Here is an 18231-nt window from a genome sequence, read left to right on the forward strand (position 1 = left end):
CGCCCCTCAGGGAACAACGACGGCGCGGCCCAGGATTTGGTTGTTCTTCAGCCTTTCGTAGGCCTTGGGCGCCTCGTCGAGGGAGTAAACCTCCGTGTGCACGTTGATGCCGCTGGACCGCGCCAGGTCCAGGACTTCAATCAGCTCCGGACGGCTCCCCCAGTACGGTGAACGAATGGAGGCTTCCCAGGCTCCGGCCATCAGGCCCACCGGCAGCGCTCCGGCGCCAACGCCCACCAGGACCTGATCCCCCTGCGGACGCATCATGGCCTGGCCCAAATCCATGGTGGCCTGATTGGCAACAAAGTCGAACACCACATTCGCGCCTTCCCCGTGGGTGAGGTCCCGCACCAGCGCCACTGTCCCCTGCTCCGACGGGAACGTGTACTGGGCTCCCACCTCGGTGGCGAGATTCAGCTTGTCTTCGCTGATGTCCAGCGCCACCACTGTGGCCGGAGTCATCGCCCTCAGCAGCTGCACCGCCACATGCCCCAAGCCGCCGACTCCGATCACCACGCACGTGGCACCGGCATGCAGTTTGGAGAGCGATCCCTTGATCGCGTGATACGGCGTCAGCCCCGCATCCGTCAGGGACACGTTCTGCACGGGATCCAGATCTCCCAGCGGCACGAGATGGCGGGGGTCATCCACGATCATGTATTCCGCCATGGCGCCGGGCGATCCAAGTCCCGGCGGCGTGATGCCGAATTTGGCCGCATTGGTGCAGTAGTTTTCGCTGCCCTTGGAACACTCATAGCAGCGTCCGCAGCCCCAGGGCCCGTAGACGGCAACGGAGGTTCCCAGCTCCAGGTGCTCAACACCCTCGCCCAGCTTGTCCACCAAACCAGCACCCTCGTGTCCCAGTGTTTGCGGGCGGCCGTACACGTACTGGTCATCCGGCAGGCTCATGATGAAATCGTCCGAGTGGCAGACGCCGGCCGCAGTCACCTTAATGCGGACCTGACCCGGGCCGGGCTCCGGTGTTTCAATCTCGACTACTTCGGGCGGGGAACCGATGGTGCGGTATTGCAGGGCCTTCATGTCTAGCTCCTAGTCTCCGCGGCGGAACCAATGCTGGGCAGGCTGCAGCGCGGCTGGATGGTCGGGACCTAATAGTGACATTTCTGCCCGGCCGCGGGCAGCCCCCTGCCCCGCTTGGATGGCTGGGAGCAGGCAACCCGGGTCTGCCGGCAGCGGGCCTGTTGTCAGCCGCCGAAGAGAGCGGCGGCGCGGGAAAGCGTCTGGAAGACGCCGTAAGCCAGCGGGACGCCCACCAGCAGCCAACTCACCGCGATGCGGATACCTGTCTTGCTCATTTGCGGTCCTCTTTCAGCTCAGCGGTCCCGGGGTTGCGCGCCGGTTCATGATGTTTGGCGTCCACCGGACGAACCATCAGGTTGGCAATGAATCCGATGACCAGCAGTCCAACCATCGTCAGCAGTGCCGGCTGGTAGGCACCGGCATCCAGCTCTCCCGGCTTTCCGCGGGCGTCCAGGAACGAGTTCACGATCAACGGGCCGGCAATCCCCGCCGCGGACCAAGCCGTCAGCAGCCGGCCGTGGATGGCACCAACCTGGAAGGTTCCAAACAGGTCCCGCAGGTAGGCCGGCACGGTAGCAAAACCGCCGCCGTAGAAGGAGATGATCACGAAGGCCAGCAGGACGTACAGAATGGTGGACGAGTCACCGAACAGCGAAAGCACCAGGTAGAGCGCGGCTCCCACGCCGAGGTACACCATGTAGATGCGCTTGCGCCCGATGAGGTCCGACGTGGCTGACCAGACAAAGCGCCCTCCCATATTGCCGATCGAAAGCAGCCCCACGAATCCGCCCGCAACGGCCGCGCTCACCAGGGAGACGCCGTCGGGCTGGCGGAAGAAGTCCTGGATCATGGGCGCGGCCTGTTCCAGGATGCCGATGCCGGCTGTGACGTTGCAGAACAGGACAATCCACACCAGCCAGAACTGCCGGGTCTTGATCGCGTTGGCCGCGGACACATGGGCTGTGGTGACCAGCGACTTCGAGGCCACCGTCCGCGGGTCGAATCCCTCTGGACGCCATCCCTCCGCGGGCACCCGGATGGTTAATGCCCCGTAGAGCATATAGATGAGGTAGATCACGGCGAAGGTGAGGAAGAGTTTGCCGACGGCGTCGCCGGCGTTGGCTCCGGGCGTTCCGAAGTTCGGGTCGTAAAAGGTCAGCAGCGCGGAAGACAGCGGGCTGGCAATCAGGGCACCTCCCCCGAATCCCATGATCGCCATGCCCGTGGCGAGGCCCGGGCGGTCCGGGAACCACTTAATCAGCGTGGATACCGGCGAGATGTAGCCGATGCCGAGGCCGATGCCGCCAATGACACCGTAGCCGAGGTAAAGCAGCCACAGCTGATGCGTGAAAATTCCGAGCGCTCCCACCAAAAAACCGCCGGACCAGAAAACCGCGGACACGAACATTGCCTTGCGCGGTCCGTTGCGGTCCACCCAGGTTCCCATGACCGCCGCGGACAAGCCCAGCATCACAATTGCGACCGAAAAGATGATGCCGATCTGGGTGAGGCTGGCGTCGAAGTGTTCCACCAATGCGTTTTTGTAAACGCTCGTGGCGTACACCTGCCCAATACACAAATGAACAGCCAGTGCCGCGGGCGGAATCAGCCACCGGTTAAAACCCGGCGGGGCAATGGTGTTTTCACGGGCAAGCCAGCTCATCCGGAACTCCCTTGGAATGGTGAAACGCGCAGTTACTGCTGTGCCTGCCAGCATTCACCATTGCCGGCTGCACGGGACACGGACACGCCGGAGCCGCTTCCCAAGTAATTTGCCGGCACGGCGAACCTACCGGCCGGTAACTTTTTCATCAAAATCCCTTGCATTGTTACCGAACAGTAAGTTAGATGTAACGGACATCACATTTGTGTCGGAGGAATTCGTCGTCAGAGCAGAGGCGCTTCCGATCCGGCACCACCGAATGCAAGAGCCCACCCGCCCTCTTGCTTCCCGTCCGGATATCGGACCGGCTTATGACACAAAGGAATTTCAATGACGAGTTCTCCGTCCGAAAGGGCCGATTCCCGGCCGCATAAACTCCTAACGGCGCTGCTGGCGTTGTTCCTCATTCTGCTTCTGGCCTTTTTTGTCTTGTTCTCCAGCAAGGTTGCCGCCGGCGCCACCGAGCTCAGCGACGGTGCAGTGCGGGCTTCCACCGGCGCCGGCGATCTTCGGGACGGAGCGGCGAAGGCCCAGGAAGGTGCGGAAGAGGTAGCGGCCGGAACCAAAAAGGTCGACGACGGCGCCATCACCCTGGCCAAGGGCATCGCCAGCGCCAAGACCGGCGCCACTTCGCTGAAGGACGGTGCCGTTGCCCTGGACGAGGGCGCGGTGAAGCTTCAGACCGGCGCAGTTTCGGCAGCTGAAGGGGCACTGAAGATAGCGGACGGTGCCGGAACGGCTACCGCAGGCGCGGACCAGCTCGCCAGCGGCGGGATCCAGCTGCAGGACGGGGCGGTACGTGCTTCCAACGGCGCGCAGCAGCTTGCTGACGGCTCCGGCGAACTGAACAAGGGTGCACTCACTGCCGCTGAGGGGGCCGGTGCACTGAACGCCGGTGCCGTAAAGCTCAACGACGGCGGGTTGGCACTTCGCGACGGTGCCGGACAGATTGTGGGAGGCGCCAAAGCGCTGAACGACGGCGGCTTCAAGCTCCGCGACGGCGCCAAGGCAGCCAATGCCGGAGCGGGACTGGTGGCCGGCGGAGCTCGGGACCTCAATACGGGTGCCAAATCGGCAAAAGACGGTGCGGAGCAGTTGAACGCAGGCGCCGAGACCGCCAAAGAAGGAGCCGACACGGTTTCCGCCGGCGCAGGGGCACTCGCCGATGGCGCGTTGACGCTGGAGGGTGGCAGCACCAAGCTGCAGTCCGGCATCAAGGATGCAGACGCCGGGGCCCAGCAGCTGGCGGCCGGCACCAGGGACCTGAGCGCAGGCACGCAGGCAGCCAAGGCCGGAGCAGATCAGGTTTCCGCCGGTGCTGTTGAGCTGAACGCCGGCGTTTCGAAGCTGGCAAAGGGTGCCGGCGACCTCCAGGTAGGCGCCGCGACCCTGTACGAAGGAACCGGCTCTGCAGTGGCCGGCACCGAAGCGCTGCTGGCCGGAGCCAACCGGGTAAATACCGGGGCATCCGCACTCAGTGACGGCGTTAACAACGCTGCAGCCGGCTCAGCCGATTTGGCGACGGGTGCTCGCAACCTGTCCAACGGCATCAACGCCCTGGTCAACGGCGGACCGCTGCTGCGCGACGGGGCAGCGGCGCTCCAAGCCGGAATTCCTCTGGTCAACGGCGGCGCAGCCGCACTGGCAACCAACGCGGATACCGTTGCCGGCGGTGCGGGAACCGCATCTGCCGCTGCAGCAAACATGGTGGATCAGCTGCAGAAGCTGCAGCAGGAGGCGCCCTCGCTGACTGCCGCCGAGCTGGCTGATCGGCTTGCCGCCGTCACAGCGCAGGCACAGGGCACCAAAGCCGGCGTGGACGGCATCGCTGCCGGTGCCACTAACTTCAGCAACGCCTACACCACCCAGCTTCAAGACGGCCTGGAGAAGGTTCGCTCCGGCGCTGTCGATGCCGGGGCCGGCGCGGCAGCGTTGTCCGCTGGAGTCCCTGCCGTACAGGACGGCGGAATGCAGGTAGCCGCCGGAGCCGAGTCGCTCAACAGCGGCATCCTCACCATCAAGGCCGGTTTCGACGGCCAGGGAACGGCTCAGGAACCCGGTCTGCGCAATGGAGCCAAGGGTGTGGCGGACGGTGCGGCAGCGCTTGCCGCCGGTTCCCTGCAGCTGCAGGGCGGAGCGAAGCAGATTGTTGACGGAGCCGGCTCGCTTGAAGCCGGTATTACGCAGCTGAGTGCCGGTTCCGCCGCCTTGGAAACGGGATCCGCTGACCTCGCAGACGGCAATGGAAAGCTCGCTGCAGGTGCCGAACAGCTCGGTACCGGCGCCGAAACACTTGCCGCCGGAACGCCGCTGCTCTCTGCGGGTGCAGGCGAGCTGGCCGCAGGCGCCGGAAAGTTGAACGTTGGCGCAACCGATCTCTCCACCGGAGCGACCAGCCTTTCCGCGGGTCTCAACGTTCTCCGCACCGGAGCCGGCAGCCTCGCCCTCGGGAACGCTTCCATTGCTGACGGGGCCGGCAAGCTCAATGCCGGTGCCACTTCCCTGGCCGCCGGAACTGCGGCTTTGGAAACCGGCGCAGGACAGCTGGCCACCGGTGCGAGCACCCTCTCCACGGGTGCAGAAAGCCTTTACGCCGGAACCGGTGAACTCTCCGCGGGCCTAATCACGCTCCGCGACGGTGCAGGAACCCTGGCCGCTGGAAACGGTGCCATTGCTGAAGGCGCCGGAAAGCTCAATACCGGAGCAGCCGAGCTGGCAGTGAAAACGCCGGAGCTGGTCACGGGAGCGGGCAAGCTGGCCACCGGCGCACAGACCCTCTCCACTGGTTTGGTAACGCTGCAGACCGGAGCGGTAACGCTCTCGGAAGGCAACGACAAGCTGGCCGAAGGCGCCACCACGCTGTCCGAGGGCACCAGCAAGCTGGTCTCCGGCAGCGGCTCGCTCGCCGACGGAACCGTCAAGCTCGACGACGGCGCCAAGACGCTCGCCGAAGGAACCGGCAAGCTGAAGACCGGCACTGAGACGCTGGCGGACGGAAACACCCAGCTGGCCGAGGGCAGTGTCACTCTGGCCGACGGAAACGGGGAAATCTCCGAGGGAGCTGACACCATGCGGGCCAGCACCACGGCCATGACCCCGGGTGAAATCATCACGTCCCCGAAGGTCCTGGTGCTGCTCATTCCGCTGCTCCTTCTGATGATTCCGCTGGTCATGCTGGCCTCCGGCCGCCAGCGCAGGAATCAGCACTAGTAAAACTGAGCGCTGGAAAGACCCAGCATTCGAGGAAAGAAAAAGGGCGGGGCCGCAACACACGGCTCCGCCCTTTTGTTTAGCTGAAACCTGTTCGACCGAGCCTTCCCTGCTGGGGAGACCGCTCAATATTCTTCCCTGGGGCCGATGTCAGCGGTGCCGTAGGGGATGGGCCGAAACCTGAGGCTCAGTGCGCCGGCCGGAAGAGTTTCGGCTGAGAGCAGCTGCAGGCCCGAGGGAACGGATCCGTCGCTGAAGAGGCGCTTGCCCGTTCCCACCACCAGCGGCAAAAGGAGCAGCCGGTACTCGTCTACCAGTCCGGCATTGTGCAGTGCTTGAACCAGCCGGTGGCTGCCATGGACCTGCATGTCACCTGGGTGCTCCTTGAGCGCGGCAATTGCCGTCAGTGGGTCTCCGGAGATTACCCGCGTGTTGTGCCAGGGCGAGTCGACCGCCGTCGAAGTGACCAGATACTTCGGAAGGTGATTGAGGGCGAAGGCCACCGCATCGTCCGGATCGGCCACCGGCTCCCAGAACGGCTGCATCTGGTCGTAGGTATTCCGGCCCATCAGAAACGAATCCGCCCTGCGGATCCAGCCACCGATGGTTCGGCTCACTTCGCGGTCCTCCAGCTGCGGGGCCAGCCAGCCCCCGCGGTCGAAGCCGCCGGAACGGTCCTCGTCCGCGGCACCCGGCCCCTGCATCACGCCGTCCAAGCTCAGATACACATTGACGGAGAGAGTCATGAGCCACAACTTACGCCGAACGGAAGGCAGGCGGCAGGCGTACTGCCCGTTTTGGTGGTGCCCGCCGCGTCAGTTCCAGAGGTGGGGCGCAGGCCGGCGGGTGCTGGGCAGCGCACCGTCGGCCCGCCACTGACGAACCCATTCAGGCAGATCAAGGTCCGACGGCGGCAGGACACCGGCCGCCTTGAAGATCTCCTCGTTGCTCACCGGGCCGGACTTGGACACGAAGCGTGCGGCGACATAGGCACGCGCGTAGATTTCGCCGTCGGCCACCATCCGCTGCTCAATGTAGCTGGCGCGCTCATCGAAGCCGATGATCTTGGTCTCGATGGTGTAGCGCTGACCCAGCTGCAGTGATTTGCGGAAGCTGATCGTTTCATTGGCCACCACCGGATTCCAGCCCTTGCGCCGCATGGTGGCCCAGAATCCGCTGCGGATCATGAGGTCGAAGCGGCCCAAGTCCATCAGTGAGAAGTACATGCCGTTGTTCACGTGCATGGCGATGTCGATGTCGGTGGGCAACACCCGCATTGGCAGTGTTGCAGAGTCGAAAAAGTCCAGTTTCGAACGCCGGCGTGAACGGAACAGGACCAGGAGGGTGCGAAGGAGAAGGTGCATGGACGCTATATTACTGCTCAGTAACTTAGTTGTCCCGCCTGGTTCTTACGGGCGACCCAGTTTCTCGAGGAGGTGTTCCTCGGCGTCGGGGCCCGCCTTGATGCCGGCCGGAACACGCAAGAAGAAGAACACGCCAACAATCCACCACAATCCAAACAAGAGCCACGGCTCCATCCCCAGCTTTGCGGGCATCCCCGGCATGTAGAGGCTGAACAGGGCCAACCCCAGGATCGCAGCAGCAACACCGATCACGATGCCGCCCTTCCCCCGGCCCCCAACTCGGAGAGGCCGGTCCATTTCCGGTTCGCGCCGGCGCAGGATTAGGAAGGAAACAGCCACTAGGGTGTACGCCAGGACGATGCTCGGAGCACCTGAATCCACCAGCCAGCCGAGCATCTCCGCGCCGCCGAAGGGCGCCAGGAAACTCAGCGCACCGATGAACAACAGCGCGTTGTGCGGCGTGTGGTACTTCGGATGAAGCTTGCCGAACCAAGCCGGCAGCATGCCTGAACGGGCCAGGGAGTACATAAGCCGAGAGGCGCCCATCAACAGCGAGTTCCAAGACGTGAGAATGCCCGCGATGCCGCCGGCAATCAGAATTTTGGCCATGAAATCCGAGCCGAACATGGAGCCGACGGCGTCAGCGGTGGCGATATCTGCCCCGGCAAGTGCGGAAGCAGGCATGGCGGACGAGGTGGTCAGGACAACCATCACGTACCAAATAGTTGCGAGGACCACTGAAACCACCACCAGCTTGCCGATTTGTTTGGCGGGGATGTTCACCTCTTCCGCTGACTGGGGAATCACATCAAAACCGATGAACAGGAACGGGACCACCACCAAGACTGCAAAGAATCCGTTCATTCCGCCGTGGAACCACGGTTCCATATTGGAGACGGCTCCGCCGGTGAAGGATCCGGCGATCATGACCACGCCGATGGCAAGCAGGAAAAGCACCACGAAGGTCTGCACGATTCCGGCTTCCTTCACGCCGCGGATGTTGATCCACGTGATCAGGACGGCGGCAACGGCACCAACCAATGCCCAGGTCAGGTGGACCTGGAACCCGGCAACTTCCCAAAGCGGGATCTGGCTTAGCTTCGGAAAAATGTACTCCGCCGTTCGCGGCAGCGCCACGGCCTCAAAAGCCACGATCGTGACATAGCCCCCGATGATCGCCCAAGAACCAATAAACGAGGTGCGGGGGCCCATGGCACGCATGATGTAGTTGTGCTCCCCGCCAGCCTTCGGCATTGCCGCGCACAGTTCTGCATAAGTGAGCCCGACGACGGACATGATGACCCCGCCCGCGATCATGGCAGTAACAGACCCCATGGTGCCTGCTGATTCCAGCCATCCGCCGGTGAGGACGACCCAGCCGAATCCAATCATGGCGCCGAAGCCTAGGGCCAGGACGTCCATCCTGCCGAGCACTTTTTTCAATGAGGGTTCGGTCTTGAGTTGGTCAACTGCCACGCCGGAGCCACTTTCTGTCGAGACTTTCTGAGACTTCCGCGTTGGTTCAATGCGGACCTAAAACGTACCGGCCAGTGATGCGGACCACTAAATTCATGACACTGCGGGGCTTCCGACCGCCCGATCTTTGGTTGGCTGAAGGCTTGTTCAGCTCGGGCAGGAGCGCGAATGAGCAACAATCAGCGGTTTCCGGGCTGTCGTCTTCCGGACGGCACGGACTGTCCCCGGCAGGGGCGGTGCAGTGGAACGGTAGAGGTGGCCGGTAGGCGTTCGGGTTGTGACTGTGTGGCGGATTGCCGGGACCTGCGCGCTCCCCGCTTCCACGGTGCTGACGGCGGAGCTCCAGCCGGGGGCTTCCTTGGTTTGGTTGCAGGCTTCGCAGAGCCCCTGCAGGTTCTCGGTGCGGGTGGGGCCTCCCTCATGGAACGGCCTAACGTGATCGAAGTTCCGGATCGGCGCACCGCACCACGGCATCCGGCAGAGCTGGTCCCGGGCTGCTATGAAACGGGCCATTCCTTCCGGAACGAGCCGGGCTCTGGAGTCCATCGCCACCAGCTGACCCGTGGACGGTGCCGTGTACAGCCTCCGCAGCCACGTCTGGGCGGTTCGGTTCGGCGCCAGGGTGTCCGCGCCTGCACCGTCCGCAGGGACGCCGCAGCCGGTGCCCGCGGGTCCAGCCGTATTACGGATCAGGTTCCGGGCAACCTGCCCCGGAATCATCCCGTAGCCGGGCAGTACCGCTGGTTCCGACGATCCTTCAAGGAGCGTCCGGTCCGTCATGATGAGCTGCACGTCAATCCGTACGTCCTCAGCCCGGGTTTGTCCTGTGGTGCGTTCAACGAGGGTGTCCGCCATGATCTGGCCTCTGGTCCGGGGATCTCCCGTGGCGCGCAGCCGGTCGGCTTCCCGGGTCAAAGCCGCATAGATCCCCACGCCTTGGGCCACCGGCAGCAGTGCGGTCACATAAGTCATGGTGTCCGGCGCCGGACGGCAGGACACAAACCGCTCCGCCACAGCTTTGGCGGCCCGGTTCACCACAGACTGCGGATCCAGCGCATAGGACAGCGTCTTGATCCGTGCCAGCAGCTGCCGGTCCCCGAGCCGCTCCAGTTCGGTAAGGTTTCCGGCCACCTGCTGGTCCACCCGCTGCCGGTCTTCCAACGCCAGGCAGGCCGTCTCCCGGACCAGCAGAGCGGCCCGCCATTCGCTGATGACCCCCAGGGTCAGGGCGTGCAGAGTGTGCGGCATTTCCTGTGTCAGGATTCGGGCCAGCCCCAGCAACCGCGTCCCTCGGTGGGGCGACTCCCGCCGGGCAAAGCCAATCTGTGCTCCGACACCCTTGCCCAGATGCTCCGGTCGAACGCCAGCAGCTGCCTGGGCACGGCGGGTCATGGCATCAAACACAGCCGCAGCCCTGGCTTGGGCAGCCGACGCCGCAGCTTTGAGTTCTTCCAACGTCCGGATTTGATCAATGAGGCCGGCCAGTATTCGTTCATCGGCGATGGCGGGTAATTCCGGCAAGGGCGAACCGACATATTCAGCCAAGGTTTCCGCTAGGCACTTCATGAGGGCGGGATCAGGACTCAACACTAAATTAGACGGTTCAGCACCCTTGCTGAATCGTGTGTTAATTCGCATTCCACCGTCGGGCGTTGCCTCGTACATGTGTTCCATTTTATCGGCAAAAACCGTATTTATACAGGCTTTTGACGGCTCATCCGATATTGGTTTACCGGAGTTTCGGGGCTAATTACTTAGAGTAAATAGTTCCTGAACCCCATCCCCGGCGGCCGGGTACGGGCAGCCCAAAGCGCACCGACACCCGGCCACCACAGCCCTTGTTCCGGAGGCTTAGGCGGCTTCGTCTTCACCTGTGGGTGGCTGCGGCACACCGCCAGTCCCATGCATCCAGAGGACCACGTCCATGGTTCGAAGCGCTGAGATGGCGTGCGGCAGTTCCGCCCTCCGCTGGATGTCCTCCAGATGGCGGACAAGGGCACTGTTATTCTGCGTCAGGACCTCATGCCAGTCGCTCCACTGAGTCCCCGAATCCTTAAGACCCGTCTCCTTGCGCACGACTGAATCCCAGATCGGGATGAGCCGCGGGCGTTTCCGAGCCATCAGTTTGCTGGCCTTGGTCGCACCGATGCCCCAGCTGTCAGAAACATCCTTGCCTCTCAAGAGGTCCCACAGCTGCCAGGCAGGGCTTTCTTCTCCCAGCACGCTCTTGAAATTCTCATGTGTAACGTCTGCCAAATCGAGGTCCAACGGAATCTGCTCCAGCAACGCGGTTACATCTTCGCGGCGCTGCTCCAGGATCCCCATAACAGCCTTGGGAGAAAAACGGACCGAAAGGAATGACGCGGCGAAAAAATCATCTGCGGTGAGGATGTTGGCCACATCAGGCGCGTCGCCACCACCGGCCCAGTCGTCGAAACGGGCACCGCTCCGCAATCGCTTCTTACCCGGTTGCGGTTTGGTGTAGTAATTCCTGAGCAGCAGGACCGCATTGTCGGTCTGGTCATCATGGAGAATTTCCGGAAACTGCACGTTCAGCGCCTCTCGGTCGGTGAGAAGGGCGCGATTACACCCCGTGGCCTTGATAGTACAGATTCATCCAGCTCGTTTACCGGAAGGGACGTGCTCGAAAATCCCTCCGCTTTGGGAAAAATCGCACGTTGTGGGAAATTCCGGCCGCTTTAAACCGTCCGAATTTTCCCAAAGTGGCCGGAAATTCCCAAACCGGAGGGAAATGCCGCCGCTACCCCTATTTCATCCCAGCCCGCAGAGCCTTCCATGCTCCGGTGGCCCACAGTGCCCAAATGACCAGCAGCGGCTGGAAGAACAGCCGGCCCAACCGTTTGCCGTCCGAATCCAGCCCGAAAGCGTCGGTGTGCGTCACGTACTGGGAAATGTTGCCGGGGAAGATCCCGATGAAGAACGCCGCAGCCGCAAGTCCCACAGGAACCCTCCGCTTGCGGAGCAGGATCAGCGCAGCGCCAAGGCTGATTTCCACAACGCCGGAAATCAGTACGACGGCGTCCTCCCCCACAGGAACCCACTCCGGAACCTGGGCCTGAAACTCAGACCTGGCGAAGGTCAGATGCGAGGTTCCGGCAAAAGCGAGGAACGCTCCCAGAGCAACGGCACCGATGCGCCGGGGCTTGGAGGTCGGCGGTGCAGGGCGGGTTGCCAGAGCGGCGAGGCGTGAGGCAAAGGACGTGGGAACCGAAGTCATGCGCCCAGCCTATGTCAGCCGGTTGTAAGCCAGCTGTGCAAGCGCGGCGGCCTGGTCTCCCAGCACCGAATCATCAAAGAGCACACGCGCCGAGTGGTTCCAGGCCACTGCGGCGGGATCCACCGACGGCGGCGTGGCCCCCAGGAACAGGAAGGTCCCGGGGATCTCATCCAGAACCAGGGAGAAATCCTCCGATCCCATCAGCGGGTCCCGTGATTCCAACACGCGGTCCTCGCCGAAAACTCCGCGCAGATCAGCCATGGCCTCTGCGGTGCGGCCCGCATCATTGCGGGTAACGGGATAGCGGACAGTGAAGTCGACGTCGGCGCTGCAGCCGTGGGCCGCCGCAATACCTTCCGCCAGCGCCTTCGATTCCATGATGACGCGGTCCAGGGACTCCTCCGACAGGGTGCGCACGGATGCCCCAAGCTTGGCCGTATCGGGAATGACGTTGATCGCCTCGCCGGCCTCCAGCTGGGTGACGGTCAGGACAATCGGATCAAAGACGGAGAAGCGACGGGTGGACATGGTCTGCAGCGCAGAGGCAATCTCGGTCAGGGCAGGAACGGGGTCGACGGCGGTCTGCGGCTGCGAGCTGTGGCCGCCGGAGCCCTTGACGGTAATGCGCAGCTCGTTGGCTCCGGCCATCAGCGTGCCCGGCTTCGTGCGGAACACTCCCAGCGGTCCGGGGCGGACGTGGATACCGTAGGCCGCCACCGGACGCTCCCCCGCGGCGTCGAGCACTCCCTCATCAATCATGAGGCTGGCTCCGTTGTGTCCCTCTTCGCCCGGCTGGAACATGAAGATGACGCTGCCGGCCAAATCCTGCTGCTGCGCGCAGAGCAGTTTTGCGGCGCCCACCAGACCGGCCACGTGCAGGTCGTGACCGCAGGCATGCATGTTTCCGTTGGCTGACGCGTACTCCAGGTCCGTCAGCTCCGTCACCGGGAGCGCATCCATGTCCCCTCGCAGCAGCACCGCCGGTCCGGGCTCGGCTCCCCGCAGCACGGCAACCACCGACGACGCCTTCAGTCCCAGGGTGATCTCCAGATCCAGCCCCTCAAGGGCCTGGAGGATGCGTTCCTGCGTCCGGGGAAGATCAAGCCCGATTTCCGGATCCCGGTGCAGGTCGCGCCGGAGTGCCACCAGTTCCGGAAGGATTGCCTTTGCTTCTTCAACAAACATGCTTATGGTCCCGTCGTCCGCGCCGTTGCAGGATTGCCTTTTCGGCATCTGAGCTACTAGGCAGTAAATCATCCCTTGCCCGCCAGCACAGCCGCAGCAGCTCTCATGAGCGGCGCCGGCGGGCAACCTGATGCCGAAATGGCCGGCGGAAGTTTTCCACAACCACCCAAATACGCTGCCAAAGAAGAAAGAGTTCGCCCTAGGGTGTGCCCCTGAGGAGTGGATTGATGAACGGCAGCAAGGTGAAGGTGTAGATCAATGGCCTCCCTCGAAGGCATCCCTGTTATTGATGTTCCCTGGGCGGACCTGACGGCCGCCGTGGAAGATATGCAGGCTCGCGCCTCGTCGACAGTCGGCATGTTCGATGCTGCGTCCTCAGCTTGGGATAGACTGCAGCAGGTTTACAGCGAATCCTCCACCCAAGGGAGGATTTACGCCGCGCTGAAGGAACTGCGGGATCCCCTGGTGAATTGGGCAGTGGCGCTTTCCGCAGCCTGCACCGTGCTGCAGGACTTCGCCGAGTCGGGAAAGCCTCTGCAGCGGGACGCACAAGAGTTGGCGGCAGAACGCTCCGGGCTCCTGAGAACCGTTGCCGCGGAGAACTGGCCTTCCGAGGACCGGTACGCATCGGACCGGGTCATATCCCTCTTCAACGAGCGGGCCCGAATCCTGCGGGACAAGTGGACTGTCCTGGTGGCAGAAACCGCGGCAGATCTGGCACGCATTTCAGGCGGAACCGGAGAGGGTCTCCCCGGAACCGCTGCAGTGGACAGTCCCGCGCCTTCCCCGGTGAACCGGATGCATCCAATCGGCTCCCTGGAGAACTTCGGAACCATGGACCCCGAATCAGTGGTGAACTCCATCATGGATCTCAGCGCAGATGAACTCCGGAAGTGGGCGGCGGCCCATCCGGATGCTGCACTGATGCTCGCGGAAAATAAGATGCCCCACCATGGCCGGGACCCCGAACGCACCTTCGGCAACATCAGCAGCGGCGGTTACCGGCGCCCGCGGGGCACTCTGGCTGCTGTCCTGGCTCCGGAAGGGATTGCATTGATTCGGAAAACCTGGCTGAACCTCACGGCCCGCGAACAAAAACGGCTGCTTCTCCTGTATCCGGGCGAGTTCGGAAACATGAACGGCATCCCGATGGCCCAGCGCGCCCTGGCCAACATCGTCACGGTTGCCGGCCAGCGGGAGCTCGTGACCCGGCAAATGGCCGCCATGGGAGGAGAACCCCGGCCGGAAAGATTCGCACAGAACCCCGGCGAACAGGCACTCTACGCAACGTTGCACGCTGTGTGGGCCGAACTGGACAGCAAGAAAACGGGGCTGGACAACGCCGTTGAGAATGAACGCCAGGTGGTGATGGTGAGTCTGGAAGGGGACGGCCGAATCGTCACCATGAACGGGACACCCTCGGCCGGCACCGAATCCAGCACCGTCCTGGTTCCGGGGACCACCAGCAATCTGTCGAACGTGGATGAGTATTCCGCCCGGTTGGACAGGGTCGCCGGGGAAAGGAGCGCCGACAGCCTCTCCTTTTATTGGCAGGGAACTGATTTTCCCAACAGGATTCAGGACAACGCTTCCAGCAGATACAACGAAACGGGAGGGCCGCTGCTCGCGGGCTTCGACGCCGCCCTGGATCTGGAGCTGCCGCCCGGAACAAGGAGCACGTACATCGGGTACAGCGCCGGCGCAGCGCTTGTGGGGACAGCTGAACGTGAAGGGCTGAACTCCACCAACATCATTTATCTCGCTCCTTCGGGTGCGGGAAACAACGTGAACAGCGTGGAGGACACCCAAAACATGGACGCGAACCGGTACTGGATCCAGGCCCGGGACGATCCCATCTTGGCTGCACAGTTCCTCGGCGGCATCTCGCAGGGTGGAGATCCTGAACAGATGGGCGTCACCCGGCTTGAATCCGGATTCATCAACCATGACCGGGGCGGTCCGCTGGTCTCGGGCCACGACCAGTATTTTTCGCCCGACTCGACGTCCGTCCACAACATGAAAGCGGTGGTGCAGGGCAAAAGCGTCTACCTGTACATTCCCGATGAAACCTACATAGACGAGGGAGGCGTGTGGTCGTACAGTCCGCTGCAGACCTCGCCGCAGGAATATGCGGGCCACAAAATGCCGTCGGTGCCCGTGGAAAGTACGGAGCGATAAATGCAGAAGAAAACTCCCGTGCTGCTGCACTGCGCAGCGGCGGCACTGTTAGTTCCCGGAATCGGAGGCTGCTCCTTGATCTCAAACACCGGGATGGGGCCCGCCGCTGAACCCCGCCCCAGCGCTGATGCCCGCCCCGCCGCTGAGCTGCTGCCGGAGATGGAAGTGATCCTGCCCGAACTGCTGGCCCTGGGCGGCGGCGATTCCCCGCTTGCCGTCCGGGAGTTTCGGGAAGTGTCCTGCCTTGACCCCATTGAGGATGACAACTGGAACACCGAAACCCGCCCCCTGGCGTGGATGACGGGCAGCTCTCCGGATCATGGGACTGCCCGGGCAACCATGGACGCGTGGAAAAGCCATCTCGAAGCAAAGCAGTGGATCCACGACAACGAGTGGAGCAATCCCCCGGATACCAACGGCGACGTCCAGGTCATGCTCTACCACCACGGCGACCTGGAGCTCACCGCCCGCTACGACCACGCTGAACTCAACGGGAGCCGGGTCCTGGAAGTACTGATCACCGGCTCCTGCACAGAAAACCCCGAAGACCACCAGATGATCCGCTCAAGACTGGACCCCGGTTATGGCCTGCACAGTTCGTACTACGACTACGCCGCGGAGAAGGCACAACGGGACCGCCCCTAGACTGGCTTCCATGATTGAGAGCGCCACCATGGCCGAGGCAGCCCCGGCCCAAAGCACCGGCTGGATTCGGGACCGGCTGCGGAAGAAGAACGACGACGACTGGGAACGTCCCGCGCCCACCCGCGAACAGCTGCGGCGCGACGTACTGGGCACCGCCGTCGTGCTCCTTATCGCTGCGCTCACGCTGGAAATCAGCCGCGGTTTCGGCGCCATGGGCGGGGAGGACAGGCCGCTGTGGCTGCAGCATCTGGTGATGGCACTTATGGTTGCGCCGCTGGCCGTTCGACGGCGCTATCCCGTCACGGTGCTGCTTGTGTCCTCCGCGCTTTTCCTTTGCCTGGCCGTGTACATGCCGATTCTTGCCAGCCAGCTCACCTTCCAGGCCGCGTATTTCGCCTCAATCTATACGGGAGTGGCCTGGGCACGGGACCGCCGGCTGCTGCGCCTTGCGCTGGCGGCGGTGATCGCAGCGATGGCGCTGTGGCTGATCCTTTCCTTCACCGTTTCCAACGCCTACGACTCCATCATTGAAATGTTCCAGCAAGAAGATGACACGCACCGCGGCCTTTTGCCTCCGATGGTTTCCTACGCCCTCTACAGTTTTCTGGTCAATGCCGCGTACTTCGGCGGTGCTATCCTCTTTGGCCTGACCTCCTGGCGCAGTGCGCACCAGCGTGAACAGCTCGCGGCCCAGGCCGAGAAACTCCGCCGCCAGTCCGAGGACCTTGCCCACCAGGCAGTGGTGAATGAGCGGCTCCGGATAGCCCGGGAACTGCACGACGTCGTTGCGCACCACATCGCCGTGATCGGAGTCCATGCGGGAGCCGCCCGGCGCGTGATGGAGAAAAAACCCGAAACCGCGGCCGGAGCCCTGCAGACCATAGAAGACTCCAGCCGGGAGGCGGTGGAGGAAATGCGCTCACTGCTCGGCGTGCTGCGTGCAGGCGACGAGGCGGCGCCTGCCGGAACCCAGCGCAGGCCCGAACCGGGTTTGGCGGAGCTGGACGAGCTGGTGGCAGAACATCAGGCAAACGGTTTGCGGGTGTCCTTCACCCGGGTTGAGGATGTTCCGGGTGCACTTGGCACCGTCCCCGATCCACTGGCCCTGTCCATCTACCGCACCGTTCAGGAATCCCTCGCCAACACGCGCCGGCACTCCACGGCCGCGTCCGCCGTCGTCGCACTGCGCACCGGGCACACCGACGGGGTTCGCTGGGTTGAAGTGGAAACAGTGGACGACGGCGCTCCCCGGCCGAGCGGGCGTCCCGGGTCCGGATTCGGGCTGCGGGGAATCCGGGAACGGGCGGCCCTGCACGGGGGAACAGCGGAGATCGGACCCCGTTCCGGAGGCGGCTGGCGGGTGCGCGTGCGCTTCACGCAGCGCTGAGGCTTGGAGCGGGCCGAGCGGTTCCCGATAAGCTCGACGCCGGGGGCGGCAACGGGCTGCCGATATGAAGGATGCAATGAAACCGATTCGCGTGCTGCTCGCCGATGACCAGTCCCTGGTGCGGGCAGGCTTTGCCATGATGCTCTCCGTCGAGGAAGAGATCGAGGTGGTCGGCCAGGTGGCCAACGGCGCCGAAGCTGTGGAGTTCGCCGCCGCACATCCCGTGGACGTCATCCTGATGGACGTTCAAATGCCGGTGCTGGACGGGATTGGGGCAACAGCTCAGGTCGTGCGGGCCGGCACCGCCAAGGTCATCATCGTCACCACTTTTGAACGCGACGACTATCTCTTTGACGCGATCCGGGCCGGCGCGAGCGGCTTCCTGCTGAAGAATGCCGACCCCGATGACCTCGTTGCGGCTGTGCACGCGGTTGCCTCCGGCCACGCCCTGCTGGCACCGGAAGTCACCATCCGCGTTATCGAGCGCTTCGCTCGCTCCCTCGACGCCGAGTCCGCGGAGGGGGCCGGAGCAGCGCGCGTTCCTGCCCCGGCCCCGGCCCAGCAGAACCTCCTCGGCACCTTGACCGCCCGCGAGCGCGAGGTCCTCAGCCAGATCGCCGCCGGCCGGAGCAACGCCGAGATTGCCCGGGAACTGTTCCTGGCCGAAGCCACGGTGAAGACGCATATTTCCAATCTGCTTGCCAAGATCCAGGTCCGTGACCGGGTGCAGGCCGTGGTGTTCGCCTATGAGAGCGGCCTCATCCTTCCGGGGGAGAACCCCCAGGATTCCGGCACCCGCAGCTGCCCTTGATGCAGCACGGGTTCACCCGCACGGCCGATCCGC

15 protein-coding genes are annotated in these 18231 nt (G+C 63.6%); 5 read left to right on the top strand and 10 right to left on the bottom strand.

What is annotated here, in order from left to right; translation table 11 throughout:
- Positions 1 to 6: 6 nt before the first annotated feature.
- The 3 genes from AC4D2Q_RS03810 to AC4D2Q_RS03820 all read right to left on the bottom strand — a co-directional run bounded on the left by AC4D2Q_RS03810 (position 7) and on the right by AC4D2Q_RS03820 (position 2704).
- On the bottom strand, positions 7 to 1041 hold the full coding sequence (locus AC4D2Q_RS03810; RefSeq protein WP_490945068.1) for an NAD(P)-dependent alcohol dehydrogenase: 1035 nt from the start codon (positions 1039 to 1041) through the stop codon (positions 7 to 9).
- 164 nt (positions 1042 to 1205) lie between these two features.
- Positions 1206 to 1316, bottom strand: a complete 111-nt coding sequence (locus AC4D2Q_RS03815; protein ID WP_490926128.1) for an MFS transporter small subunit — start codon at positions 1314 to 1316, stop codon at positions 1206 to 1208.
- Positions 1313 to 2704, bottom strand: a complete 1392-nt coding sequence (locus AC4D2Q_RS03820; RefSeq protein ID WP_490926126.1) for an OFA family MFS transporter — start codon at positions 2702 to 2704, stop codon at positions 1313 to 1315. The genes AC4D2Q_RS03815 and AC4D2Q_RS03820 overlap by 4 nt, the downstream gene beginning before the upstream one ends.
- Before the next feature lie 330 nt (positions 2705 to 3034).
- Here AC4D2Q_RS03820 and AC4D2Q_RS03825 point away from each other — a divergent pair, with 330 nt between their 5' ends.
- Positions 3035 to 5914, top strand: coding sequence for a beta strand repeat-containing protein (locus AC4D2Q_RS03825; RefSeq protein ID WP_490945070.1), 2880 nt, complete (start codon positions 3035 to 3037; stop codon positions 5912 to 5914).
- Positions 5915 to 6039: 125 nt separating this feature from the next.
- Here AC4D2Q_RS03825 and AC4D2Q_RS03830 read toward each other — a convergent pair whose 3' ends face one another.
- From AC4D2Q_RS03830 to AC4D2Q_RS03860, 7 genes are all read right to left on the bottom strand, one after another.
- A complete protein-coding gene (locus tag AC4D2Q_RS03830; protein ID WP_490945073.1) occupies positions 6040 to 6660 on the bottom strand; it encodes a dihydrofolate reductase family protein in 621 nt (206 codons plus the stop codon).
- Positions 6661 to 6729: 69 nt separating this feature from the next.
- A complete protein-coding gene (locus AC4D2Q_RS03835) occupies positions 6730 to 7278 on the bottom strand; it encodes an acyl-CoA thioesterase (RefSeq protein ID WP_490945075.1) in 549 nt (182 codons plus the stop codon).
- Positions 7279 to 7323: 45 nt separating this feature from the next.
- Positions 7324 to 8700, bottom strand: coding sequence for an APC family permease (locus tag AC4D2Q_RS03840; RefSeq protein WP_490945703.1), 1377 nt, complete (start codon positions 8698 to 8700; stop codon positions 7324 to 7326).
- A 201-nt stretch (positions 8701 to 8901) separates the two neighbouring features.
- Positions 8902 to 10275, bottom strand: coding sequence for an HNH endonuclease (locus AC4D2Q_RS03845; RefSeq protein WP_490945077.1), 1374 nt, complete (start codon positions 10273 to 10275; stop codon positions 8902 to 8904).
- 330 nt (positions 10276 to 10605) lie between these two features.
- The gene (locus AC4D2Q_RS03850) at positions 10606 to 11304 is read right to left on the bottom strand and encodes a DUF6308 family protein (RefSeq protein ID WP_490945080.1); all 699 of its coding nucleotides are present in this window, start codon (positions 11302 to 11304) and stop codon (positions 10606 to 10608) included.
- A gap of 217 nt (positions 11305 to 11521) precedes the next feature.
- Positions 11522 to 11992, bottom strand: coding sequence for a DoxX family protein (locus tag AC4D2Q_RS03855; RefSeq protein ID WP_490945082.1), 471 nt, complete (start codon positions 11990 to 11992; stop codon positions 11522 to 11524).
- Between the two features lie 9 nt (positions 11993 to 12001).
- Complete coding sequence (locus tag AC4D2Q_RS03860) at positions 12002 to 13177, bottom strand: M20 metallopeptidase family protein (protein ID WP_490926119.1); 1176 nt, start codon at positions 13175 to 13177, stop codon at positions 12002 to 12004.
- A gap of 258 nt (positions 13178 to 13435) precedes the next feature.
- On the opposite strand from AC4D2Q_RS03860, the gene AC4D2Q_RS03865 reads away from it, so the two are divergent.
- The 4 genes from AC4D2Q_RS03865 (at position 13436) to AC4D2Q_RS03880 (ending at position 18198) form a co-directional block, all read left to right on the top strand.
- Positions 13436 to 15355: a hypothetical protein gene (locus tag AC4D2Q_RS03865; protein WP_490945084.1), complete on the top strand. Its 1920-nt coding sequence runs from the start codon at positions 13436 to 13438 to the stop codon at positions 15353 to 15355.
- Entirely contained in the window at positions 15356 to 16000 is a 645-nt protein-coding gene (locus AC4D2Q_RS03870) for a hypothetical protein (RefSeq protein WP_490945086.1), read from the top strand. It abuts the gene before it with no gap.
- 10 nt (positions 16001 to 16010) lie between these two features.
- Positions 16011 to 17387 carry a sensor histidine kinase gene (locus tag AC4D2Q_RS03875; RefSeq protein ID WP_490945089.1) on the top strand — a complete coding sequence of 459 codons (1377 nt, stop codon included), beginning with the start codon at positions 16011 to 16013 and terminating at the stop codon, positions 17385 to 17387.
- Positions 17388 to 17463: 76 nt separating this feature from the next.
- Positions 17464 to 18198 (top strand): response regulator, encoded by a 735-nt coding sequence (locus AC4D2Q_RS03880; protein WP_490945091.1) that lies wholly within the window; start codon positions 17464 to 17466, stop codon positions 18196 to 18198.
- Positions 18199 to 18231: the final 33 nt, after the last annotated feature.

The organism is Arthrobacter sp. TJ-178, from assembly GCF_058269275.1.